At 35.9% G+C, this 26,899-nt stretch carries 14 protein-coding genes; 6 read left to right on the plus strand and 8 right to left on the minus strand.

All coding sequences use genetic code 11. The annotated features are described in order from the left end of the window. Positions 1-12: 12 nt before the first annotated feature. Positions 13-1,026, minus strand: coding sequence for an NAD-dependent epimerase (locus IWC72_RS14480; protein WP_194530255.1), 1,014 nt, complete (start codon positions 1,024-1,026; stop codon positions 13-15). After that, a complete protein-coding gene (locus IWC72_RS14485; protein ID WP_194526871.1) occupies positions 1,023-2,420 on the minus strand; it encodes a nucleotide sugar dehydrogenase in 1,398 nt (465 codons plus the stop codon). Before IWC72_RS14485 ends, IWC72_RS14480 begins: the two co-directional genes overlap by 4 nt. A gap of 402 nt (positions 2,421-2,822) precedes the next feature. Between IWC72_RS14485 and IWC72_RS14490 the strand changes: the two genes are divergently transcribed. The 6 genes from IWC72_RS14490 (at position 2,823) to IWC72_RS14515 (ending at position 16,974) form a co-directional block, all read left to right on the plus strand. Then, positions 2,823-3,809: a UDP-glucuronic acid decarboxylase family protein gene (locus IWC72_RS14490; protein ID WP_194526872.1), complete on the plus strand. Its 987-nt coding sequence runs from the start codon at positions 2,823-2,825 to the stop codon at positions 3,807-3,809. Positions 3,810-4,244: 435 nt separating this feature from the next. Continuing rightward, positions 4,245-5,330, plus strand: a complete 1,086-nt coding sequence (locus IWC72_RS14495) for a DegT/DnrJ/EryC1/StrS family aminotransferase (protein WP_194528176.1) — start codon at positions 4,245-4,247, stop codon at positions 5,328-5,330. Between the two features lie 4 nt (positions 5,331-5,334). Then, the gene (locus tag IWC72_RS14500) at positions 5,335-7,266 is read left to right on the plus strand and encodes a polysaccharide biosynthesis protein (RefSeq protein ID WP_194530256.1); all 1,932 of its coding nucleotides are present in this window, start codon (positions 5,335-5,337) and stop codon (positions 7,264-7,266) included. A 40-nt stretch (positions 7,267-7,306) separates the two neighbouring features. After that, positions 7,307-8,104 (plus strand): polysaccharide biosynthesis/export family protein, encoded by a 798-nt coding sequence (locus IWC72_RS14505; RefSeq protein WP_226968055.1) that lies wholly within the window; start codon positions 7,307-7,309, stop codon positions 8,102-8,104. A 28-nt stretch (positions 8,105-8,132) separates the two neighbouring features. Further along, a complete protein-coding gene (locus IWC72_RS14510; RefSeq protein WP_226979577.1) occupies positions 8,133-10,514 on the plus strand; it encodes a GumC family protein in 2,382 nt (793 codons plus the stop codon). A gap of 340 nt (positions 10,515-10,854) precedes the next feature. Next, a complete protein-coding gene (locus IWC72_RS14515) occupies positions 10,855-16,974 on the plus strand; it encodes a malectin domain-containing carbohydrate-binding protein (RefSeq protein WP_194530257.1) in 6,120 nt (2,039 codons plus the stop codon). A gap of 87 nt (positions 16,975-17,061) precedes the next feature. Here IWC72_RS14515 and IWC72_RS14520 read toward each other — a convergent pair whose 3' ends face one another. The 6 genes from IWC72_RS14520 to IWC72_RS14545 form a co-directional block, all read right to left on the minus strand. Further along, the gene (locus tag IWC72_RS14520) at positions 17,062-17,802 is read right to left on the minus strand and encodes a tyrosine-protein phosphatase (protein WP_194526876.1); all 741 of its coding nucleotides are present in this window, start codon (positions 17,800-17,802) and stop codon (positions 17,062-17,064) included. A gap of 197 nt (positions 17,803-17,999) precedes the next feature. Continuing rightward, positions 18,000-20,231, minus strand: a complete 2,232-nt coding sequence (locus IWC72_RS14525) for a TonB-dependent receptor (protein WP_194530258.1) — start codon at positions 20,229-20,231, stop codon at positions 18,000-18,002. 102 nt (positions 20,232-20,333) lie between these two features. Beyond that, positions 20,334-20,819 (minus strand): hypothetical protein, encoded by a 486-nt coding sequence (locus tag IWC72_RS14530; RefSeq protein ID WP_194530259.1) that lies wholly within the window; start codon positions 20,817-20,819, stop codon positions 20,334-20,336. 35 nt (positions 20,820-20,854) lie between these two features. After that, entirely contained in the window at positions 20,855-24,976 is a 4,122-nt protein-coding gene (locus tag IWC72_RS14535) for a non-ribosomal peptide synthetase (RefSeq protein WP_194530260.1), read from the minus strand. A 2-nt stretch (positions 24,977-24,978) separates the two neighbouring features. Beyond that, positions 24,979-25,233, minus strand: a complete 255-nt coding sequence (locus IWC72_RS14540) for an acyl carrier protein (protein ID WP_194530261.1) — start codon at positions 25,231-25,233, stop codon at positions 24,979-24,981. Further along, the gene (locus IWC72_RS14545) at positions 25,230-26,807 is read right to left on the minus strand and encodes an amino acid adenylation domain-containing protein (RefSeq protein WP_194530262.1); all 1,578 of its coding nucleotides are present in this window, start codon (positions 26,805-26,807) and stop codon (positions 25,230-25,232) included. The genes IWC72_RS14540 and IWC72_RS14545 overlap by 4 nt, the downstream gene beginning before the upstream one ends. Positions 26,808-26,899 lie beyond the last annotated feature (92 nt).

Here is a 26,899-nt window from a genome sequence, read left to right on the forward strand (position 1 = left end):
TAAAATATGCTCTTATGCGTAATAATCGCTATACCATTCCACAAATTTTTGAACTCCATTCTTGACTGATGTATTGGGTTGGTAATCATAGTCTCTAATCAAATCATCTACATCGGCCCAAGTACGTTCAACATCTCCAGGTTGCATCGGCATAAGCTCTTTCTCTGCTTTTTGCCCCATACTAGATTCAATAGCTTCAATAAAGTCGTTGAGTTTTACTGCATCGTTATTGCCAATATTGTATACTTTATACAAATCACGATTTTCTGTAGATTTCGTAAGTATGCGTACAACACCTTCAACTATATCGTCCACGTAGGTAAAGTCTCTTTCCATCTTGCCGTGGTTGAAAACTTTTATGGGATTTCCATTCGCTATAGCATCAGTAAAAAGAAACAAGGCCATATCCGGTCTTCCCCAAGGTCCGTAAACAGTGAAGAAACGAAGTCCCGTTGTTGGAATATTGAACAAATGACTATAGGTATGCGCCATCAATTCATTGCTTTTTTTGCTTGCTGCGTAAAGGCTTATTGGATGGTCCACACTATCTGATGTAGAAAAAGGTATTTTTTCGTTCAAACCATAAACACTAGAACTACTAGCGTAAACTAGATGCTCTATTTTATTATGTCTGCAACATTCCAGCAGATTCAAATAACCAACAATGTTACTATCGATATAAGTTTCGGGGTTTTCTATGCTGTAACGAACACCAGCTTGAGCTGCTAAATTACATACCCTGTTAATTTTTTCATTTTTGAAAAGTAGAGGCAATGCTTCTCTGTCCTCCAAGTTCATGCGAACGAAAGCAAATTTTTCACCATAAATAGAACCGAAACATTTTTCGTTGAAAATCTTGGCATCACTTTGATTGATACCTAATTGTTTTAAGCGAGCATATTTAAGGTTTACATCATAATAGTCGTTCACGTTGTCAAGCCCTATAACTTCGTATCCTTTTTTAAGCAGTTTTTCACAGAGATGATATCCTATAAAGCCAGCTGCGCCGGTGACAAGAATTTTCATGATTGTCCTATTTTATAATATTGAAAGCCTTTTGCTTCCATATCTTCTTTTGATAATAAACGACGACCATCAAATACGAAAGCTGGTTTCAACATTTTTTTGAATATGGTTTCCCAAGAATAGGCTTTAAATTCATCCCATTCTGTTAAAATTGCAATAGCATGGGCATCTTGTACCGCATCCATAGGGTCGGTAACTACAGTCAAAAGTTTTCTGTTTTCCTCTGGAGACCTAGTTTCTAGGTAATCTAAATCTGCGTAGATTCGGTCTGCCGATACTTTTGGGTCGTAAACTACGATTTCCGCTTTTTCCTCTAACAAGGCATCTGCTATGTTAATAGCTGCTGATTCTCTGGTGTCATTAGTGTCTTTCTTAAACGCCCATCCAAAGAAGACTATTTTTTTGCCAGAAACGGTATTATATAAAGTAGATATTATATTTTCGGCAAATCGTCTTTTTTGGTAATCGTTCATTATAATTACCTGCTCCCAATAGTCTGCAACCTCATTTAAACCAAAACTTCTTGAAATATAAACTAGGTTTAAAATGTCTTTTTGAAAGCAAGATCCACCAAAACCTACTGAGGCATTAAGGAATTTTGGTCCAATTCGACTATCAGTTCCGATTGCTCTTGAAACTTCTGCAACATTTGCATCTGTTCGCTCACACAAGGCCGAAATAGCATTAATGGAAGAAACTCTTTGCGCCAAAAATGCATTGGCAACTAATTTGGACAGTTCTGAAGACCAAACATTGGTTTGTAGTATGCGTTCTTTTGGCAGCCAATGGGCATAAATTGAACTCAAGGTGTCTTTGGCCTCTTGACCTGATGGGGTTTCATCGCCACCAATTAATACACGATCCGCCTTTAAAAGGTCTTCAACAGCTGTTCCTTCTGCTAAAAATTCAGGGTTGGATAGTATTTCAAACTTGACCCCGTTACCTGTATTCTCTAAAATACTTTTTATTGCACTAGCAGTTCTAACTGGTAAAGTAGATTTTTCTACCACTATCTTATCACTTTTGGCTACTTTGGCAATATTTCGAGCACAGAGCTCAACAAATTTTAAATCTGCAGCTTGTCCTTTTCCTTTTCCGTATGTTTTTGTTGGCGTATTTACCGATATGAAAATAATTTCGGCTTCGTCTATAGCTTTATCTACTTCAGTGGAGAAAAAAAGGTTTTTACCTCTTGTCCTTTCCACAATTTCTTTAAGTCCTGGTTCGTAAACCGGTAAATTGTCTAGGTCAGAATCATTCCATTGGTCAATTCTAGCTTGGTTAATGTCTACAACCGTTACGGTAATTTCAGGACATTGGCTAGCAATAACGGACATTGTTGGTCCACCTACATATCCTGCTCCAATGCAGCATATTTTATTTACTTTTTTCATGACTGGGTTCATTTTATTAGGTTGCAAAGATTACTAAATAACTCAAAACTACCTTACATTTTTTCGTCTAAAAAGATTTAATTCAAGATTATGTGTTCAAACAGGCGGTTATTTAACGATGTCTTACTATTAATATTAGGAAATATTACAATTTATAAAGACTGTAATTGTTGATAATCACTAATTGTACGAAATTATATACGAAGAAGATGTTGAATAAGACTATGAGCCTTTCATCTTATTATATTTGAAGTTCATAGCTTTTTGATAAAAAATAACCTTTTGTTTAAACCATTGTATTTATATTCGTGGAAATTATTACACCAAACTATTCATAAATTATTCCGGGTTCTCAGTACAGAAGTCTCTGGCGCTGACTAAACGGATGACTAAATGTAAGAAATGAAGAAAATACTGATTACTGGGGCAGCGGGTTTCTTAGGTTCTCACTTGTGTGACCGGTTCATAAAAGAAGGTTACTATGTTATTGCCATGGATAACCTTATAACTGGTGATTTACGCAATATTGAGCATTTGTTCAAGTTAGAGAATTTTGAATTTTACCACCATGACGTCACTAAATTTGTAAGTGTTCCAGGGAAGTTGGATTATATTTTACATTTTGCCTCGCCTGCCAGTCCTATTGATTATTTGAAAATCCCAATTCAGACTTTAAAGGTGGGTGCATTGGGAACTCATAATCTTTTGGGCTTGGCGAAAGTTAAGAATGCCAGAATACTAATCGCGTCTACTTCGGAAATATACGGAGACCCTTTAGTTCACCCTCAGACAGAAGAGTATTATGGTAATGTAAACACTATTGGACCAAGAGGTGTGTATGATGAAGCAAAAAGGTTTCAGGAGTCAATTACAATGGCTTATCATCGTTTTCATGGTTTAGAAACCCGTATTGTGAGAATTTTTAATACGTATGGGCCTAGAATGCGTTTAAATGACGGTAGGGTAATACCTGCATTTATTGGTCAGGCGTTAAGAGGTGAAGATTTGACCGTATTTGGAGACGGAAGCCAAACTCGTTCATTTTGTTATGTAGATGATGAAGTGGAAGGGATTTATCGACTCTTACTTAGCGATTATCCAATGCCAGTAAACATTGGTAATCCCCATGAGATTACGATTAAAGATTTTGCGGAGGAAATCGTAAAGTTGACGGGTACAGATCAAAAAGTAATATACAAAGCATTACCGCAAGATGATCCAATGCAGCGACAACCAGATATTTCAAAAGCTAAAGATATTTTAGGCTGGGAGCCTAAAGTGTCTAGATCAGAAGGAATGAAAAAGACGTATGAATACTTCAAATCATTACCCGAAGAAGAGTTGTACAAAAAAGAACATAAAGATTTTAAAGATTATAATAGAATCTAATCTGTTTAAAGTGATAAATTAAGGAGCAATCGAAAAAAATAGATTTGCTCCTTCTTTTTTTTGGTATAAGTATTTGATTTTTAGTTTTTAGTACAATTTTTACCCGCTTGTAGGAGTGGTTAAGGTTTGAAAATCAAATCTATTTTTTGGTTTATAACGTAGTTATGGTAATCTAAGCTGAATTGATAGTTTATGATGTTAGTGCTATTAGCCGAATTTTTGAGGCGTACAACAAAATTAATTAAGTGTTTAAATGTTAGGGTTTAGTTTTGTATTCTGTAATCAAAAAGAACTTTTTAGTAATTTTTAGATTATATTTATATGTTTGGCCGTCGGTTATGAAAAACCTAGGCAACCCCCAAACGAAAAAGAACTAAAAACCAATTTTAATTGAAAACTATTACTAGAGATAAGATATGGCTGTCTTCACCGCATATGGGTGGGGGTGAACAAAAATATGTTCAAGAGGCCTTTGATACCAATTGGGTTGCTCCATTGGGACCTAATGTAGATAACTTTGAAAAATCTATAAATCAGTTTGTAGGAGGTAATGTCCATGTAGCAGCACTTAGTTCAGGTACGGCTGCCATTCATTTGGCATTGGAACTGTTAGGTGTAACTAAAGGAGATGAAGTAATCTGTCAAAGTTTTACTTTTTCTGCATCAGCCAATCCTATTATGTACCTCGGTGCAACACCTATTTTTGTAGATAGTGAAAAGGATACTTGGAATATTTCTCCAGAATTACTTGAGAAAGCTATAAAAGATAGAATTTCAAACGGCAAAAAACCAAAAGCAATTGTAGCCGTTCACTTATATGGTATGCCCTATAAAGTAGAAGAAATCACTCAGGTTTCTAAGAAGTACGATATCCCTGTAGTTGAAGATAGTGCAGAAGCACTCGGAAGTAGTTTTAAGAATGAAAAGTGCGGTACTTTTGGCACAATAGGAATTTTATCCTTTAATGGAAATAAGATTATAACAACTTCTGGGGGCGGCGCTTTGATAGCTCAAGAAGAAACTGTTAAGAAAAAAGCAGTTTTTTTAGCAACTCAGGCCAGGGATGATGCACCCCATTACCAGCATTCCTCTGTGGGATATAATTATAGGATGAGTAATATCCTTGCAGGTATTGGTCGTGGTCAAATGGAAGTACTACAAAATCGAGTTAATCAAAGAAGATTTAATTTCGATTTCTATAAAAAGCATCTTGCGCATCTTCCGGAAATAGAGTTTTTAGAAGAATCGAATGCATATTACAGCAATAGATGGTTGACCTGCATTTTGACACCTTCTTTTGCGATTAGAGAAAAAATACGTCTTGCTCTTCTGGAAGACGATGTTGAATCAAGACCTTTGTGGAAGCCAATGCATTTGCAACCGGTTTTTGCTAAATTCCCTCACTATAGTGATGGTACATCTGAAGACCTTTTTAATCGAGGACTATGTTTGCCTAGTGGCTCTAATCTTTCACAAGCCGATTTAGAAAGAATAGTGGAGCTTATTCTAACCAAAATTTAATCTGATGATAAAAGAATACCTAATTAATAATGCTCATAAGTACGCATCTAAATGGCTTGTTTTGGCTATAGATGTGGTAATGATAGCTGTTTCTTTTGTGTTATCGTACATCATACGGTTTAACCTCACCTTAGACTTTGATATTGATAAGTTATTCGTCCAATTACCAATTATTTCTTTAATTGCATTGGCTTCCTTTGTTTTTACAGGGTCTTATAAAGGTGTGGTGAGACACACAGGTGTCAGGGATGTTTATAATATATTCAATGCTATTTGTCTATCTAGTATTTTACTGATATCTATGGTTCTGTTTAATCGTGAACTAGGGGTTTTTGAAAATTTCACAGTTCCATTAGGTATTATTATTATACATAGTTTGTTGAGTTTTGTAGCTCTTACAGCTTCTCGTTACGTATTTAAGTCGCTTTATACCAATTTTATGGCTCGTGACTTTAAGGTAAATAAAAATGTATTGATTTTTGGTGCTGGTGAGTCAGGAATACTAACACAAAGTGCACTTGTAAACCATACGAAGAGTAGGGTGAGGGTTGTGGGATATATAGATGAAGACGAGAAGAAAGTAGGGAAACAGATAAATGGGGTGAAAGTCTTTCATAAAGATATACTTAATAGGGAATTCATTCTAAAAAATAGTATTTCTGAAGTAATATTCTCAATTCAAAATATAGACCCTAAAGGCCTTAGTGTATTAGTTGAAGGGTTGGTTGATTTTCCCGTTCAGGTGAAAATTGTTCCTCCTGTAGAGCAATGGATTAATGGAGAACTTAAGGTTTCACAAATTAAACAGATTCAAATAGAGGATTTATTGGATAGGGCTCCTATTAATATTAAAAACTCTAAAATTTCTGAGCAAGTTAGGGATAAAGTTGTACTTGTTACGGGTGGGGCAGGTTCCATAGGTAGTGAAATTGTACGTCAAGTATGTACATATAATTATAAGTCACTTATTGTTATAGATCAATCTGAATCTGCCTTATATGATTTACAGCAAGAATTGAAGCAAAATGGGTTCCATAATTTCATGCCTATTGTAGGAGATGTTAGGGACAAGAATAGATTAAATAATCTTTTTCAAGAATATAAACCTAATGTTGTTTTTCATGCTGCAGCGTACAAGCATGTGCCATTAATGGAATATAACGCGTACGAAGCTATTAAAATAAATGTAGCGGGAACAAAAGTAGTCGCGGATTTGTCTATAGCTCATAATGTAGATAAATTTATCTTCATTTCTACAGATAAGGCGGTTAACCCTACAAACGTTATGGGGGCGACCAAGAGAATTGCAGAGATGTATATTAGCTGCATGCAGCAGAAAGGAAGAACTAAATTTATTACTACACGTTTTGGTAATGTATTAGGGTCTAACGGTTCTGTTATTCCGCTTTTCAAGAAGCAAATTGATAAAGGAGGTCCTTTAACAGTTACTCACGAAAATGTCACTAGGTTTTTTATGACTATACCAGAAGCTTCTCAGCTTGTTTTAGAAGCAGGAGCAATGGGTGATGGTGGTGAAATTTTCATATTTGACATGGGTGAGTCGGTTAAGATATTCGATTTGGCTAAGAATATGATTAAACTTTCCGGACTTAAGTATCCTGAAGATATTGATATAAAAATTACAGGTTTGCGTCCGGGTGAAAAATTGTACGAAGAATTATTGGCAAATGGCGAAAACACTTTGCCCACATACCACAAAAAAATCATGATAGGTAAAACCAGGGAACTTGATTATACCTTAGTTAGATCTAAAATTGATGAGCTTTGTGTGTCCAATATGTTCTTCAATGAAAGTACGGTTAGTTTAATGAAAGAGATAGTTCCAGAATTTATTTCAAATAACTCAGAACTATGTCTATTAGATAAGAAGAAAGAAAACAAGACTAAGAATCATCCGCTTAAAAAAGTTCTATAAGCTTTTAATTTGCTATCATTGCATCAAAATTACAAACACTATGTCCATAAATAAAATGAGTTCAATTAATATTTTTAGGTCCTTAAAAAGTACTATTCCTCTTTTAATCGTTTCGGTTGTACTATTATCTTCTTGTGCTACGAGAAAAGAAGTTGTGTATTTCCAAAATACAGGAGATTTTGAAACTTTGGTAGATAAAAATAGTTTTACGCCTAAGTTCAAGGTTGATGATTTAGTAAGCATTTATGTATCCACATTAGATAGCGAGGCAAGTGCACCGTTTAATTTATTTAGAGGTGGTTCAGAAGGAGGTGTGAGACCAGAACAAGTTGATTATTTAATAGATAAAGATGGAGAAATAGATTTTCCGGTTATTGGCAAAGTTAAAATAGCTGGACTATCTGGGGAAGAAGTTAGATTGCTGTTAAGAGGGAAACTTTCAGATTACCTAAAAGATCCTATCATTAATATAAGGTTGCGTAATTTTAGTGTGTCTATTTTGGGAGAGGTTAATAGACCTGGAACATACCCTGTTGATGGTGAGCGAATCACTATTATGGAAGCTTTAGGTTTTGCTGGGGATTTAACTATTAAGGGTAAGCGTGAAAATGTTATGGTAATTAGAGATTTTGACGGAACTAAAGTGTATACAAGAATTAATTTAACAGAAAAGGAGGCACTCAGTTCACCTGTTTACTATTTGACTCAAAATGACATTGTGTATGTAGAGCCAAATAGTTCGGCAATTAAAACGTCTACACTTGATAATAGAGCCTCTATTTATGTTTCGGTAGCTTCATTATTGATTACATCAACAGTACTTTTAATAAGAAATTAAATCAAACTGAAAATTTTAACTGTAAACAATGAGCTTGAATACTCAAAATACGCTAATGAACAATTCGTTTGATATAAAAGAAAAGCTCAACACCTATACGTCTCATTGGAAGTGGTTTTTGATTTGTGTAATTTTCGCTTTGATTCTAGCATATTTAAATATTAGATATTCAACGCCTAAGTATGCTGTGCAAACTCAAGTCCAGATTTTGGATGAAAAAGGTTCAGGGTCAGAACTTGATTTGTTTAAAGATTTAGAAGTTTTTGGAGGAGCAAAAACAAAGGTAGAAGATGAAATTCAGATTATTAATTCACGTTCAAATTGGATAGAAGTAGTAAAAGAATTAGGGTTGAACACCAAGGTTTTGATTCAAGGTAATATTAAAGAATCTGAACTTTATTCAACTCCACCTGTGAAATTAAATTTTATAGCCCCGGATTCTATTATCAATAGGGCTAAGTTGAACTTTTTTCTTACTATTTCTTCTTCTACTACCTTTGGTTATACAGAGGAAGAAGATAAGCCAGTGAAAATATATGCTTTTGGTAAGAATGTTTCCACGCCTATAGGAGATATTGTTATTACACCAAACGTAGCGAACTTTGAAAGTTATAAGGATAAAAAACTTAGAGTTTCAGTGGTGCCAATTGAAGATGCTGCACAAGGCTATAGAGGAAGTGTATTAATCTCTACTTCTGATGAATATTCTAATATTTTGAATATTAGATTAGAGGATCCAATTAAGGAGAAGGCAGAAAATATGTTAAATACCTTAGTGGATGTTTATAATAGAAATGCTATTGAAGATAAACAAATAATAGCGGATCGAACCTCTAATTTTATTGAAGAAAGAATTGCTAATATCGCAGGACGATTATCTAGTGTTGATCAGTCGGCAGAAGACTTTAAAACAGAGAAAGGAGTTACTGATATAGCTTCTGAGACAAATGTTAATCTTAATGTTGGAGTTGCTAACCAGCAAGAGCTAGCGAATGCTAGAAACCAGCTTAATATGGCTGCTTCAATGCAGCAAATTGTTCAGCAACAAGGGGGCTACGAAGTCCTTCCTACTAATATAGGGCTTTCTGATCCTACTATTGCTAGTACTACGGATCGTTATAATCAACTTGTTTTAGAGCGTAAACGGTTATTGAAGAGCTCTAATGAAAAAAACCCGGTTATTGTAAACTTAGATCAGCAAATTGCCGGTTTAAAAAGCAGTATGCAATCCAGTTTGAACAGTACGGTTAACAATCTTGGAATGACGGTTAACTCACTTAGTGGTCAACAAGCTAGGTTTAATTCTAAAATTTATTCGGCACCAGCAAATGAAAAGGCATTGAGAGACATAACCCGTAAACAGCAAACTACGGAATCTCTATATCTATATTTATTACAAAAGAGGGAGGAATCTCAAATAGCGGTAGCGTCTACCTCTCCTAAATCTAAAATTGTAGATCATGCTTATGCGGTGAGTAAAATGCCAGTGTCCCCGAAGAAGCCTATTATATATTTGGCATCATTGATATTGGGGCTTTTGGTTCCTTTTTCCGTAATCTATGTAAAAGATTTAATGGATAATAAGGTGCACAATATGCATTCTTTGGAAAAACTTGTGAGTGAAGTTCCAGTTCTTGGAGAACTGCCAAGTTTAACTAAAAATGATGAAAAGTTTGTCGTTAAAGAAGATCGTTCTGTTCTAGCGGAATCTTTACGAATTATACGTACAAATTTAGATTATCTTCTGAAAACGAAAAAAAGTGATAATAAAGGACATGTGGTATATGTTACTTCTAGTGTTCCAGGAGAAGGGAAAACTTTTTTGTCTACTAATCTTTCAATGATATTGGCAAGTACAAATAAGAGAGTATTGCTAATAGGAGCAGATATACGAAACCCTAAATTATATACTTTCTTTACTAGTGGAGATGTTGATAAAATGTCCAAGGCTACTCGTAATAAAGATGCAGGATTGACAGAGTATTTATATGATAACACTTTAGACGTTAAAGATATAGTTAATCCTATGCTAGTTCATAGAAATACTATAGATGTGATTTACTCGGGACGTATACCTCCTAACCCAGCCGAGCTATTGATGAGTTCTCGAGTGGGACAATTAATAGATGAAGTTTCTAAAAATTACGACTATATAATTGTAGATACAGCTCCGTTAATGGTTGTTACAGATACCTTATTAATTAGCGATTATGCAGATTTGTTGTTATATGTCACAAGAGCGGGTGTAACCGAGTTAAGCGCAGTTGATTTTCCGATTAAATTGCAAAAAGAAGGAAAAATAAAAGGTTTATCCTTTATCGTAAACGATGTAGCTTCCTCTAATTTAGGTTATGGAGGGAAGTATGGGTATGGGTATGGGAAAACTCAGAAAAAGTGGTGGAAATTATAAAGATTGTATTTTTATATAGAGTAATAAAACCCCGAAATATTTCGGGGTTTTTATATTTAATTAGAAAATGTTTTTTAATTAGTTATTTTCGTCTTGTTAGTTAATTCTCCCGCAATATAGTTTTATCTGTATAATATGCTTTTTCTTAAATGGGAAAAATGGGTTGTCAACCTAAGGTTTATATAAAGCTTTTAATCCTATAATTGTTTTGTAATTTATCGAAGTTCGGTCTTGTTTTGACGAAAAGAGGTAGGGTATTATAGCCTTAAAGTGTTATTAGATTATATTTGTGACTTGCGTTAAAAATACGTTTTAAGAAAATATCAAACACGTTTTGAATATGAAAAATAATTACATAACTGGTTTTTTTATTGCTTGCTTTACAGTTTTTTTTGCTGGCATTTCTCAAGTAAAGGCTCAGTTGCCAGATGATTTTCAGCTAGTAGAAATGTATTCGGGCTTTACTAATGCGACTTCAATGACTTTTTCTCCGGACGGGAGAATATTTGTTTTGGATCGTTTTGGTGAAATGTTAATTCATAAACCAGACTTGTTTTCAACAGTTAGTGCAGGTACTATACCTGTTTTTCATGGTGCAGAAGATGGTCTTTTAGCAATGGCTTTTGACCCAAATTTCGAGTCTAACAATTGGATATACGTGTATTACTCTCTTGTTGGTGAAGAAGCAAATAGAATTTCAAGATTTACAATGAATGGTGACAGTATTGACTTGTCATCCGAAATAAACATGTTACAATGGCCAGTACAACGGGAAGTAAGTTATCATGCTGGTGGGGATATGGGGTTCGATTCACAAGGAAATTTATTGCTGTCAATTGGAGATAACTCTAATCATGGTGAATATGCTGCTGTACGTGAGGATTTTAGTCCTAGCAGTGCAGAAAAAAGTTCTTCTAATACTAATGATTATAGAGGTAAAATCCTAAGAATAAAACCCCAAGCTAATGGAACTTATACAATTCCCGCAGGAAATCTTTTTCCAGTTGGAACACCAAACACTAAACCTGAGATTTACGTAATGGGTGCTCGTAACCCTTATCGCTTTTTTATTGATAAACAGAATAATGATTGGCTCTTTTGGGGTGAGGTGGGAGCTGATGCTAATGAATCAGGAGAAGAGGGCCCCATTGGTATGGATGAAATGAACCTAACCAAAGAAGCTGGTAATTATGGATGGCCCTATTTTTCAGGAAAGAATGAGGCCTATAAAATCAATCATTCTACCCCACAATATAATGACCCAAATTCTCCGAAGAATTTTTCAACGTGGAATACAGGTATTACGAATTTACCACCTGCAGAGCCTTCTTGGTTAGAGTTTACACGAGAAAGCAATACATGGTCAATCTTTTCTGGTCCTCGTTATTATCATAATGCTTCATTAACAGATCAGCAAAGGCTACCTATAGAGTTTGATGGGGTGTTATTTTATTATAATTTCAATAATAGTAAAGTCTATGCAGTTAAGATGGATGCAAACGGTACAGTTATAAGTACAGAACAGCTTGCTCCATCTGTTTTTCCAACAGGTTCCAAGGATGGTTATATAGACATGGAAATTGGACCTGACGGGCATATGTATATTTTAGAGTATGGAGTTGGCTGTTGTAAAGATGGAGATGGAAGTGGACGATTAGTTCGGGTAGATTATACGGGTATTGTTACTAATTCACCCCCAATAGTTTCGGCAGAAGCTGACGTTGAGGATGGGCCTCTTGATTTAGAGGTAAGTTTCACGAGTGATGGTACCTACGATCCAGACGGAGATACAGGTTTAATATATGAATGGAATTTTGGAGATGGAACTCCAATAGTATCAGGGGTAACTGAAACACAGCACACGTATACCACCGAAGGAATATACAACGCTCAATTAAAGGTTATTGATGGTGATGGGGCAGAAGGGGTTAAGAATATAACCATTTATGCAGGTAATACCAAGGCTCAGTTTAAATTTAATTCTCCATTGGATGGAGGAATAATGGGGTGGGGAGATGATATTAACATTGATTTGGAAGTTGTTGATGCCGAAGACGGAAGTACATCTGGTTCAGGCATTGACTGTGCTGATGTAAACATTGTTCCATCTTTAGGTCATCTTAATCATTTTCATGATGGTAATACTCTAGATGGGTGTCCTAAAAATTATACATTGGAATATGACGGACATAATATTGACGGTGGAGATGACCTTTTCTACGTTCTAGGTAGTAATTATAAGGACAAAGGGAACCTTACCTCATTTGGTCAAATTCAATTACACCCCAAGCGGAAGGAAGCTGAATTCTATGATGAGCAGAATGGGGTTCAGGTTATAGATAATACAGATTTGTTAGAGGGAGGTGTGCAAGCAATTAGAGTCAACCACAACAGCTACATCGTTTTAGAAGGAAGAAATTTATCGAATATATCATCAGTAAAATATTATGTAGCTTCTAATACGACTGGAGGAACAATTGAACTCCGATTAGGCAGTGTCACTGGTACTGTTGTAGCTACTTCAGCCGTTCCAAATACTGGAGGAGCTACTAATTGGGAATACATTGAAACTAACTTTGTAAATCCAGGAGGTAAAAACGATTTGTATTTTGTTTTTAAAAATCCTTCAACTCAACAAAATAGTTTTGATTTAAATTTCATTGAATTTACCGGATCAGGTATATCTATAGATAATTCACCACCGTTGGTTAATTTAGTTAAAGTTAACACTCCTACGGAGGTAAGTGTAGAGTTTTCGGAATATGTTACGGAAACGACTGCACAAACATTGGCTAATTATGCTATTGATAATGGTGTTACTATTAGTTCTGCACTACTATTATCGGACCAACGGACTGTAGTTCTGAGTACATCTTCTTTGAATTCAGGTGTAACGTATGAAATTAATATAAAAAATGTAAAGAATGTTTCTGGAATTTCAATTATTGAAGATAACCATCCGTTGTCAACTATTAACGCAATTCGTATAAATGTAGGTGGAGGTCAAACTGTTCTTGATGATCAAATATTTATAGCGGATACTTATGCCGGTGGGGGTAATCAATTTGATGAAGATATTCCTATAGACGGTACAACAGATGATGCATTATATCAGACAGAAAGATTTGGTACTTTTTCTTATGAAATACCTGTTCCCTCATCTGGAGAATATGATATTCGGTTACATTTTGCCGAGCTCTTTTTTGGTGTGGGAAGCAGACCAGGAAACCCTGGGGATAGGGTGTTTAATATAACAATAGAAGGTAGTCCAGTTCTTACTAATTTCGATATTTTAGCGGAAGTTCCAGCTGCAACAGCATTGCAAAAAGAGATTGATAATATATCGGTTACTGATGGTTTTGTTAGTATCTCATTTACATCAATAGAACAAAACCCAAAAGTTTCTGGTATTGAAGTTTTACCACCAGATACGTTTGTTGGGGAGGAGAGTAAACCTAAAATCACGATAACTTCTCCAACTAATGGATGGGATGTAAATCAGCCTTTTCAGGTTGCATTTGCTGTTGAAAACTGGATAATTAATGAAGATGATACGCATGTCCATTATTTTGTTGATGGAACATTAATAGATAAATATTATGGATATGACCCTATACCAATTGATGAATTATCGCAAGGAGAACATATAGTAAAGATTGAGTTGTATAATGCAGACCATACGGGTACAGGTATTTATGATGAAGTAAGCGTAAATGTTACAGGACAAATTACTTGTAATGAAACATCTTTCCCTGAATCATGGTCGGTTAAGCAATTAGAAGAATCTGCATTGCCCTACCCTTCAGTCTATACTTTTGCAAAATATGACTTGGATGGAGATGGCTTGAGGGATATTGTAACCGGTAGCTGGTGGTATAAGAACCCTGGTTCTGTCAGTGGTGATTGGATTCGTCATGATATTGGAGGTAATTTTGGAAATGTGGTTCATGTATATGATTTTGATGGTGATGGAAATTACGATTTGTTAGGAACAGCATTAGGTATTGCTCCTGATGGTAAATACGAAAGTGAGGTACTTCTTTGGGCTAAGGGAGATGGCAACGGCAGCTTTAATATATTTAATAACATTCCAGCCGGTAGTACAGGGTATAGCGAACCGTTTGTTGCAGGATTGGCGGGAGGAGTGTTTAGTGTAAATGGACCCTATCAAATGGCACTCAACTGGAACGGGGCAGAAAAAACAAATGCCCCGATTCAAATGCTTACGCCATCATCCAATCCAACAGAAGGTAGTTGGAGTTTAGTAGATATTAGCCAAGAAGGGGAGTCTTCAGGGGAAGATATCCAAGCGGGTGATATTGATCGTGATGGTGATTTGGATTTATTTCAAGGTGTAAATTGGCTTAGAAATAACGGAAATGGAAATTTTGAAATTTTCAATACGGGTATTACTTATGTTTCAACTCCAGACCGTGCCCAATTGGCAGATTTTGATCGCGATGGTGATTTAGATGCCGTAGTTGGTCAGTTAAGTGCTGATACGTCTGACCCCGACAGAGAGGAGTTTTCTTGGTTTGCAGCACCATCTGATCCAACTCAACCATGGGTAAGAAACGTACTTGATACTGACATTTTTGGAAGTTTAAGTGTTTTTGCAGCAGATATAGACTTTGATGGCGATCAGGATATTATAGTAGGAGAATGGAGAGGTAGCCACCGTCTTATAGCTTTTGAAAACGATCTATGTGGTTCAGGGGAATTTAATCTAAAAGTGCTTGATGCAGGAGGTCCTTTGGAACATCATGATGGAGCACGCGTTGTTGATATTGATAATGATGGCGATTTGGATATTATTTCTAATGGCTGGAGAAATGATAACCGACCAAGGATTTATGAAAATACCACTATTAGACCTAGTGATGATAGGCCTATTGCAAATGCCGGAGATGATCAAACAGTTCTTCCTGGGGTCAGTTTAAAATTGAACGGTCAAGGTAGTGATCCTGATGGTGGTGATATTGTTTCTTTTCTGTGGACTCAAGAAAGTGGGCCAAATGAAACCACTCTAAGTAACGACAACACTACAAATTTGACAGTGAATGGTTTGGTTGAAGGTATTTATGTTTTCCGCCTAACTATAAAAGATGACGAAGGAGATACAGATTATGATGATGTGACAATTACGGTTGGTGATAGTCAGGTGTCTATTTCTCGCATTAATTCTGGAGGAGATGCTTATACTTTTGATGGAAATAATTGGTCTGCCGATCAGTACTATAATGGCGGTGGTTTTATAACTAATTCTGTGCCAATTGGAAATACTGAAAATGATGAGCTTTATCAATCAGAAAGATATAGATCGAGCGGTACTGGAGAACTTATTTACGATATTCCTGTTGCCAATGGAGAGTTAAGTGTAAACTTACATTTTGCAGAAATATACTGGGGTTTGCCAGGTGACGGTTCCAGTGGAGGCGCAGGTTCTAGAGTTTTTAACATTGATGTAGAAGGGCAGCAGCAAAAAGAAAATTATGATATTTTTGTTGAAGCTGGAGGAGCTGCCACCGCTATAGTTGAAACATTTAATGGAATAAATGTAACGGATGGAAGTCTAACCATTACCTTAAGTCCTGTTACGGAATTCCCGAAAATATCAGGTATTGAAATAATTGAGCCTGTTGTAGAAGGTGCTCCAACTGCAGATGCAGGTGAAGATCAAATGTTAACTTTGCCTGACAATGATACAGTTATTTCTGGTTCTGGTTCTGATTCTGATGGAGGGACTGTTACTTTTGCTTGGACACAAGTAAGTGGACCAAATTCTGCTACTTTGAACGGTAATACAACAGCTGAACTTTCAGTGAGTAGTATGATTGAAGGAGTTTACGTGTTCAGATTAACTGTTACAGATGATGAGAACGAAGTAGTTTCAGATGATGTTAAAGTCACCGTGGTTCCAGAGAATGGATTATTAGCTGTAGCTGAAGCAGCACCAACGGAGGGTGTATCTCCATTAGAGGTTACATTTACAGGGAGTAACTCAATAGGTGATATTGCTAGTTATTTGTGGGACTTTAAAGACGGTAAAACTTCAACAGAAGCAGACGCGGCCAATACTTTTATAGCAAATGGATCTTATGACGTAATGTTAACAGTGACTGATGCTGGTGGAAATACACACTCAGATATAGTTACTATTATAGTTTCAGAAACAGATGAAGGTGATAAAATGGGCTTTATTTTAGAAAAAAACCCTGTTAGAGAAGGTGTAGCGACTATACGTATTTTGAATCAGCCAGAAGATTTTATGATGTTGGGTATTAACCTACATGATCAGCAAGGACGTTTAATAAGCGGTATAAGCGCTGAGGATATCATGGTTTTAGGAAATGATACGTATCAAGTTCCTGTTTACCTTTTAGAAGATGGTATATATTTTATTAACATTGCCAACAACATGGGAGATTCAGTTATTATGAAGCTATTGATACAAAACTAATAGTATATAATAGTACGATTTCGAATAAAAAATGCCGCTGTTTCAGCGGCATTTTTTATATTCTAATTTTACGAAACTCTCCTGTTTTTAATAAAAAGTCTGAATTGTATTATTAATTATTGGTAAGAGTTGTTCAACCATTTTTTTAGACAACGTGAGCTTTTTCAAAGCTTCTAATTGGTTCATGGTATGAATATCAGAAGCTACATAATCTATCAAGCCATTTTCTAAAAGTTCCTGCGCTACTTTTGGCACTTCTTTTCCGTAATATTCGCTAAGTGATAATAGATTCATTTGAAAAGAGATGCCGTTATCTTTGTATTCTTGGTATCTTTTCTTTCTATGGTGTAAAAAACCATATCTCTCTGGATGTGCCAAAATGGGAAAAAAACGTTTTGACGCTGTTTTTATAATAGCATCGTCAAAATTTATTGGGGGTTGTAAATACGACATCTCTACTAGTAGGTAGTCTTTCTTCAAAGGCATAACACCTTCGCTATCCAATAAATGTTCAAAATTATCATCTATCATATGTTCGGCAGAGGCGTCTATTGAAATATCCTTCAGGCCATTTTTTAACAATGCACTTTTTAATTGCGTTAATGAAGCCCTTATAGTTTCTCTGGTGTTGGGGTAGTAGTTAGACATTATATGAGGTGTGGCAATAAAATGCGTAACCCCAAACTCAGAAAAAGCTTTAATAAGCGCAATAGATTCATCTACTGTTTTTGCTCCATCATCAATACCGGGTAATATGTGGTTGTGAACGTCAATAAATCCATCTAGATAATCGACTAAAAATTTTTTCTTATTAAAAAAGTGAAACATTTACTGTGGTTTCGTTAATAACTTAAGAAGTATAACGGTCAATACCGTTATTTATGATGTTTGTTTTGTACAATACAAAGATAAGTTAGAAGGACTAGAATTGAATCAATTCTTAACAACTTTGATATGTCTTATATAATAAAACAGGGATATGATGAATTCATCATATCCCCGTTTGTTCTAAATTAACGAGGTTTCTAAAAATTAACTGATATTTTTCCTCTTAAATAAAAAGGAATACCTGGTGTAAAATGGATTTCTTCGGTTGATTCTGTTTCGTTGAACAATCTACTTTCCGTGGCAAATTGCGTTTCGTTCCATTCCGTATCAAAAAGGTTTTCGACTATTACACCCAATGTCCAATTCTTAATGGAGTAGTTCAAATTTAAATCCGTTACAAAGTAACCTTCTGCAACTATAGAATTATCTTCATTGGCAGCTCTGTCTTTAACGTATTTGTAATTGATTCCTCCTGAGAAATTTCCAACGTCTAAAAAGGAAAGTCCTGCAGAGGAAGTCAAGTCCGGTGCTAGCGGAATTAAATCTTGTCCGTCAGGTCCATCGGTACTTCTTGCATAGGTGTAGTTGACATCTCCGTTGGCGTATAGCCAATCGTTAATTTGATATCGTAATCCAAAATCAACACCAAGTCTTCTGGTTTTTCCACTGGGTTCAACTATTCCGGCATCACCAACATAAACAAATTCCTGGTCTAAAAATAGTGTCCATAAGGCAGCGTTAACAACCAGTTTGTCTATGGGTTTGTAGATAGCGCCTAAGTCCGCTCCATAAGCAAGGGGAAGAATTTCTTTACCGTTATTAGCGGTTACTACCCTTGTATCATTTGAATGATATCCAATACCTGATTTCGCAAAGAGTTGTAAGTTGGAAGTTGCAGCATAGATTATATTAAGTTTAGGACCTAGAAAAAGCTTGTTTTCACTTTTACTGTCATAAGTTTCGGTCAGTTTATCTACATAATCAAACTTAAAATAATCCAATCTTAATCCGGTATTCAACGTCCATTTTTTCTTTTTGTAGGTGACATCAAAAAAGCCATAGGCATTTAATTCATCAACATCACCATAGGCAAGACGTTCTAACAATTCTTGTCTGTTTTTTGTATGCGATAATTGAACGTCATTAACATCATCATATCTAAACCCTATTCCCGTTTCATATTTTAATTGAGAGTCATGATCGCCAACATGAACAGAATGCTCATAGCTGGTCTCTGCACCTATAATCGTTCGGTCTTCAAACTGTCTTATTTGATCACCGTTAACCGGGTCTTCCAAAAAGAAAGTAAAATTCGAAAAGAGTTCAAAATCATATTTAGTTAAATAAGCTTTCGATTTTACCCTTGAGTGTTCATCAAGCTGTTTTGTATGGTTTAATAGGATGTTACTTCGGCTAGTATTTCCACCTTCTGTATCATCAATTGCACCAAATCTGCCAATAAGACCAGCATCTATAGCTCGTTGTGGAACTTGACCAGAAGCATCCCATTTGCTTTGAAAATGAGAAAGCGTAATACTTAAATCTTGATTTTCTCGATTATTGAACGTATACCGACCCATGATGTTAATTCTATTAAAATCCTGAGAAGAATCGAACGGACCATCGGTTAACACCAATTCTGTAGCTAAGTAGGCATTACTGAAATCGCTTTCGGCAACCTTAAACATTCCTAAAGTACGTAGGGTGTTAAATTGACCAACTTCAGCAGAAATTAAATTCTCGTCTAATTTGCGTTTGGTTTTTAAATCGATATATCCAGCCGTGTTGAAATTACCTTTGTTTGCATAATAAGGACCTTTTCCAAAGTCAATATTGTCAATGGTTTCAGGAATAATAAAATGCATGTCCGAATATCCTTGTCCGTGAGCGTGGGAAACCATGTTTACGGGAAGTCCATCAACATTGATAGCCAAATCGGTACCATGGTCAATATCAAATCCTCTTAAAAAAATTTGCTCAGCTTTTCCGCCACCCGCATGTTGACCGATAATAAGACCAGGGACCTTACGTAAAATTTCCTGTGAAGATTTTACGGGGTTTGCCTTAACATCAACATTAACAAAATTGCTTAAAGCGTTCACTTTGGAAACCAATACCACTTGCTCTAATGAAACGGCAGATTCTATTAGGGTTATATTTATTTTGCCATCCAAAAGTTCTTCGGAAATGGTAATTTGATGGTTCTTGTACCCCAGACTGTAAAAGTAAATAGCATCTCCTACCGAGATATCGTCAAGTTCAAAATAACCGGATACATTTGTATAGGTATAGCCACCAGTGGTTTTATTGTAAACACCAACACCTTCTAGGGCTACTTGGTCTTTGTTTGTTACAGTACCGCTTAAATCATGCGCTCTTATGCCTATGGCAAAAGAAAAGAGTACTATGAATGTAATATATGTTTTCATTGTAAATAGATTGATAGTTATTGCACACGTGCTTATTTACCCATGTGGGTATTATTTAAGCGTAATGCTAAATCGCTAATTAAAAAAATAGGCGTTTATGCCTTAAATGGAAAAAGGGGAGTTTGCATACCGGGGAGGCTCTTCTAGGATGAAGTAATATCCTAATTTTAGGTTGCCATCCACGGTTTTGAAGTTTTCCTGTGAATCTACGGATGGCAAGATATTGAAGAGAAAATTATTCGTTGTAATATGTTTATCAAATTTGAAATCTGTCAGTAATGTGTCTTCAGGGGAATTATTGCTGTCCGGACCATCAAAAATTGTATCTAATATTTTAATGATTTTATGTTCGTGAGTACTATCCGTACTCCTATGATTATGAGATTGATGGGTGTCGTCCTCGTAAGAGAAGGGAGCATGCTCCATTACGGTATTTGGCATTTCTAAAACATGGGAAACTTCATGAAAGATGCTACTGATTTGTTGATGTAAGGGGTTAAAAACATAACAACACGCAATTACAAGGGCCATAAACTTTATAAGCTCTAGTCTAGCATAATTGCTGAAATGTTCTTTTTTAAGCTGCATACAATTCTACTTACGAAATCATGATGCTAAAGGTTTTATTTTTCCAAAAGAGATGTTAATGTTTCTTCTAAATATTTGGAATATTGAGCTATAGTAGGGTTTTCAAAAATTTTATTTAAAGGGAAATTATATTCTATTTCTTCGTTAATCCGCGCTGTAATACGTATAGCCGCCAGAGAATGCCCTCCTAAGCCAATGAAATCATCATGAACGCCAACTTTATTCAGTTGTAAGACTTCTGCCCATATACGCTCAAGAAGAACCTCAATTTCATTTCTTGGTGCCGTATACGAGGTGCTCATGGCTAATTGCACCAAAGAGAGATTTTTTAATGCTTTTTTATCAACCTTTCCGTTTTTAGTTAGCGGCATTTCGTCTAGATGTTTAAAAACAGAAGGAATCATATAAGATGGTAATTGTTTCGCTAATCTGTTTTGAATGTCTTTTACGGTTATGTCCTCTTTACCGGTATAATAAGCAACCAGCTTTGAGTTGTTTTCCCATTCTGGTTGAGTTGATGTGTAGCCAATTTCATCCATAATACGCAGCACTTCCTTCTCATTAATTACCTCGTTAATTTCTTCGAGGCTTTCATCTCTTGTTTTATGGCCTAGCCTAACATCCCAACTATACGGAAAAGAATAGTTACTATACCCTAAATCTTTTTTATGAACGTAAATACCAACTTGATTGATGAGACAATTGGTAGACCTACCAGTATCGGTTGGTCTTACCCAGCTTGCTTTTTCCTTGAGATATACCAACATTTCTTCTAAACTAACATCACTGAATCTGTAAAAATCTACAAATTCCACTTTTTCAAAAACGCTTTCATCTTGAAAAATAGAAACGTCTAAAAGTCGTTTTACCGCGTCTGATTCTTGATGATATAGTTTTCTGGCCTCTAGAATAGTATCATCTATTTTGTTGGTGTCTAAATTATCGTCCCAAAAGAGCTCTTCGGTCAATCGTGTTTCAAAAAACTGCCCACGGCTTAAACCAGTTACGATAAATGGAATTTTCTTTTCTAGTGCAATTTTAGTACTGAGCGTATAAATGGTCTTAAAACAACCATTGCAGACATTGTGATGTTGATTTAAACTGTCCACAAATATTTCATTCATATGGGGCGTTTCACCATATACGTGGTCTACGCCAAGCTTTTTTACGATACGCTGTACATTTGCTTTCGCTTGTTCGGAGATGTAGCCGTTATCCATGGTGAAAGCCAATACTTTTAATCCCATATTTACAAGCCTAGCTAGAACATAGGTGCTGTCTTTTCCGCCACTTAATAGTGAAATACAATCGTAATTAGGGCTTTGACCTCTTTTTGATGTGAGTAAAGACACCAACTGTTTGTCATTCTTGAAATAACGTTCTGTTTTATCTTTGTACGTTTCAAAGGAAGTACACAGGTGGCATATACCATTCTCGTTAAAATCTGTATTCGGATAATTTGAAGGTAATCCGCATTTTGAGCAATTGACAACCTCATCTTCAGTAATCTGTTTTTTGTCTTCTACCAAAACAACGGCACAATTCTCAATTTCAGAAAATGTATTTAAGTTACTTTCAATATCAGACAACTCTATACGATACCCCCTAAGCTTTACTTGGTCATCTAAGCGCCCTATATATTCAAAGCTTCCATTTTGGTTTATTCTTGCTAGGTCTCCTGTGCGGTACATTTTACGGTTAGGAGTAAATGGGTTGTCAACAAATTTCTCATCTGTCATAACAGGTTTATTGGCATAACCATTTGAAAGCCCTATACCACTTAGATATAGTTGGCCGACAACACCCTGAGGAACCTCGTTTAGATAATTGTCTAAAACATAGGCTGACATATTATAAATTGGAGACCCAATAGGTACTGTAGCTTTCGTATGAATACTTTCATCATACTCAGAAACAATACACCCAACGGTCGCTTCTGTTGGTCCATATTCATTATATATGCTTAATTCAGATGTGAATGTATCTTTAATTGTTTTGGCTAGATTTGATTTTAGTTCTTCCCCACCAACTATCATGGTATGTATGTACGAAGTATTGAGTTCTTTCCCCTTAAAAAGGGCTAAATGAGAAGGAGTTAACTTGATGCAATTGACAAGATTATCATCAATTACTTTTAATAGACTTACATCAGGGCCAGTTATTGGTTCTTTATATATGTTTATTCTTCCACCGCTTACAATGGGCAAAAATGTCGAGGTAATGGTTAAATCAAAACCAATTGAAGTAAATAGGGGGAAAATCGACTTTTCGTTAATTTCATAGAAATCTTGTGCCCAAAAAATATAGTTTGATAAAGCATTTTGCGAAATTAAAACTCCTTTAGGTTTCCCTGTACTTCCTGATGTATATAGAATATAAGCTAAGCTTTCAGGTATACGTTTTGTGCTTAGGTTGGTGATGGGCTGCTTACTTATAATTAGACTTTCCTTTGCAACATCTAAAATGCCCAAATCAGGCAGTTCAATTTTTGATAATAGATTGGTCTGGCTTAATACAAGACTGCTATCAGAATTTGAGATAATATAGTTTATGCGCTCTATTGGTTGGTCTGAAGCAATAGGAATAAAAGCCGCACCCGTTTTTAGGACAGCTAAAACGCTAACTAAATAGTCTGTACTTCTTTGAAAGTGAAGCGCTATTCTACTATTTTTGGTTACGCCTCTGTCTCTTAAATAATGAGCTAATTGGTTTGCCTTTTTGTTAAACGCGTTATACGTAAGTATTTCATTTTTAAATTGTAAGGAAACCTTGTTTGGGTTGTTTGCAGCATGCCTTTCAAACGTTTCAATTACGGATTGAAAAGTACTGGAAGGAGGTTCTTCTGTAGGCTTGGGCGTAGAAGATAATAAACTAGGCCTGTAGATGGATTGGTCAAAATTGTCCAAAAATGAATCTAAAAGGTTGATAAAATGAGAAGGCATTTCTTTGGCCGTTGCTTCGGAAATGCTACTACAGTTGGTGTCAAAAGCTATTTTAAATTCACCACTTTTGTTCATATCGTACACATGGGTGCGTAAGGTATGGTTGCTATCCATATGGTCAGGATGTAACCACTCCGTTTTGGTGGGAAATCCGCTAAAATCTGGAAAATCGGCATTAATGAAATTCAATATGGTATTGAAGCTGCTATTCGTCTTTTCAGTAGTACTGCCTGGGCGAGCGTTTCTTAAATAGGAGTTGGTCTCAATTTTAACCCGATTAAAAAGACTAACAAAAGTGTCTTCATCTTCAATTTCTACAACTAATGGTAGTACCTCTATAAATAGCCCGGCAGTTTTTTGAAAACCTCTTGTAGCTCTATTATGTGCAGGTGCTCCAATAGCAATTTTGTTTTGATTGCTTATCCTGTGGATGTAAGTGAAGTACAGCGTTAAGAATATATTGAACAGCGTTAAGTCTTCGGTCCATCCTTTGAATTCTTTACGTCTCGCAAGTTCACGAAGGTTTTGAGAACGTTCGGTGCCGAGCTCTACTATAGTTCGTCTTGCCGCAGTCGTTTGGTCAGTCTTCTTTCCGAATAACAGAGGCGTTTCTAAAAGATTTTTAGTTTTTTCTTCCCAGTACGCATTGCTAGCCGTTACTTGACTTTGTTCAAATTCAATATAGTTTGAGAATGTTGGAAAATGTTCAAGTGAAGAAGATGGCTTCTTAACTTCTGCTGTATAAAAAGCGTTCATTCTATTGTAGAGAATAGAATTAGATACCGCATCAGTTACTAAATGATGCAGTTTTAAAAACCAGATATAATTTGTGGAACTTTGTTTAAGAAGAACACTGTCAAATACACGGTTTGAAATATCCATTTGCTGCAAAGTACGCTCGTGAAGCCACTTTTCCATATTCTGAATATCATCTGAAGCGCTAAAGTCAAGATATTCGAGTTTAAAAGGTACATCACTTAATATGGTCTGATTGGGGACACCTTTTTCTTCGGAAAATGTGGTACGCAGTATATCTGTAGAGGCAATTAATTTCTGAAAAGCCTTTTCAAAAGCAGCCTTATCAATAGCACCTTTTATCTCAAAAGTATAGACCACATTATGAAGCGGGACATCAGGATGCATTCGCTGACCGGCCCAGAGGGCAGATTGACTTTTAGTTAGCGGTAGAAATGTATCTTTTTGAGTGTTCGTCATTATTATGATTGCTTTGTTTCTGTATCGCGTTTACGCTTTATATATTCCAAAATATGACTGATGGTCATGAAATTATCAATAATCATTTCCTCGGGAGCCACTATTATCTGCCCTTCATTTTCAATAAAAAGAACCAATTGTACCATTCCAACAGAGTCTACTAGGCCAGAGCCTAATAAGTCTTCGTTTAGACCTATTTCTTCAACTGTTTCTGTTGCTAAGTCACTTTTTATATAGTCTATAATCTTGTTTTTCATATATAATTTTCGGCTAGTATTTTGCCAATTTCTTTTCGGCTTATTTTACCGGAACTCGTTCTGGGTAAATCATCCATAAATTCAATGGTTTTGGGAATAGCGTAGGAGGGTAGGGCTAGTTTACAGTATTCCATGAGATACGTTAGATTTATTGCGGTGTCCTTTTTTGGCTTTATAACCGCAGCTAGCTCCTGGACTTCTTCATTCTTCCCCAAAACTATCACAGCTACTTCTTCAACATTTTCATAATTGAGTAGTGTAAGTTCTACTTCGTCTAATTCTACACGATAGCCTCTTAACTTTATTTGTCTGTCGTTCCGGCCCATAAAGAGAAGTTCTCCTTTTGTGTTTAACTGAGCTAAATCTCCTGTTTTATAATAAATATGTTCGTAGCCATCTGCAATGTTTACCCTATGAAGTGATTGTTCAGTAAGTGCTTTGTTATTCCAGTATCCTTTCATCATTGTGGCCGAACGGATAACTAGTTGACCAGATTCCCCAACGGGAACATCGGTATTTTTATCATCTATGATTTTATATTCTGTATTGGCCCACGCCTTGCCAATAGGTATTGGTTTGTCAGTTTTTGGAGGTTCGGTCACATGGTGATACGTACATAAAATAAGCTCTGCCGGTCCGTATAAATTACTGAATTTTGCATTTGGCCACAGTAACATTAGAGCTCTTAAATGTTTGGTTATAAAAACTTCCCCCGCAAAAAGTACCCATCTCAAAGAGCTGAAATCGTTCTTGTCTAAAGTACCGCTATTTAAAAGTTGTATGAGCATAAGCGGTACGGAATACCAAACCGTAATTTTTTCATTCGCTATAAGAGCACTAAGGCTCGCAGGCATTTTTAAATGGGCATCAGGAATTATTACGGTTTTTGCTTCTACTAAAGGAGCTACAAAATATCCAAAAGTAGAAGGATCAAAATGTAAAGGTGCCGGATTTCCGAATATGTCATTGGAATTAAAACCATATGTGTCGGCTGCTATTTTAGCCAAACTCAATGTGCTATAATGCGTGTGCATTATGCCTTTAGGCTTTCCTGTAGAACCAGAAGTATATAAGATAAAAGCTAAATCTTGGTCAAGAATAATAGGAGATATAGAATCTTTCAACCCAATTGAGAAAATAGCATCCCAATCGATAGATTGAATAGAATGAGGAAGCGTGTCACCAATAATTGTAGATATAGCATGGCTTTCATTTAAAAGCGACATTACTTTTCGTCTTTTCGTTGGCGTGGTGATTAGGCACGTAATCCCGCAGTCATTTAGTATTGTAGCAGTGCGATTGTAAGGGGTAAAAGTATCCAATGGAACATACGCGGCTCCAGCTTTGAGAATACCATATACGGCAATACAGGTTTCAAGACAACGGTTCATGTAGATGCCAACACGGTCGCCTTTCTGTATGCCTATTGATACTAAATAAGAGGCTAGCAGGTTAGACTTAAGTTGAAGGTCGCCATAGGATATGGTTTGGTGCAAGTAACGAAAGGCTTCGCGATTAGGCGATGTGTTTGCTACATTATCAATAAGTTGCGGTAATGTATACGGTGATTTCAAATTACGGGTTTAGTTGATTACATACCACAAACCACGAGCTTTTTGATTCCACTCAAAACCTCCAAATTCATAGCATGGCTAATATAATTTAT

It is taken from the genome of Zobellia roscoffensis (genome assembly GCF_015330165.1).
Classification (GTDB): domain Bacteria; phylum Bacteroidota; class Bacteroidia; order Flavobacteriales; family Flavobacteriaceae; genus Zobellia; species Zobellia roscoffensis.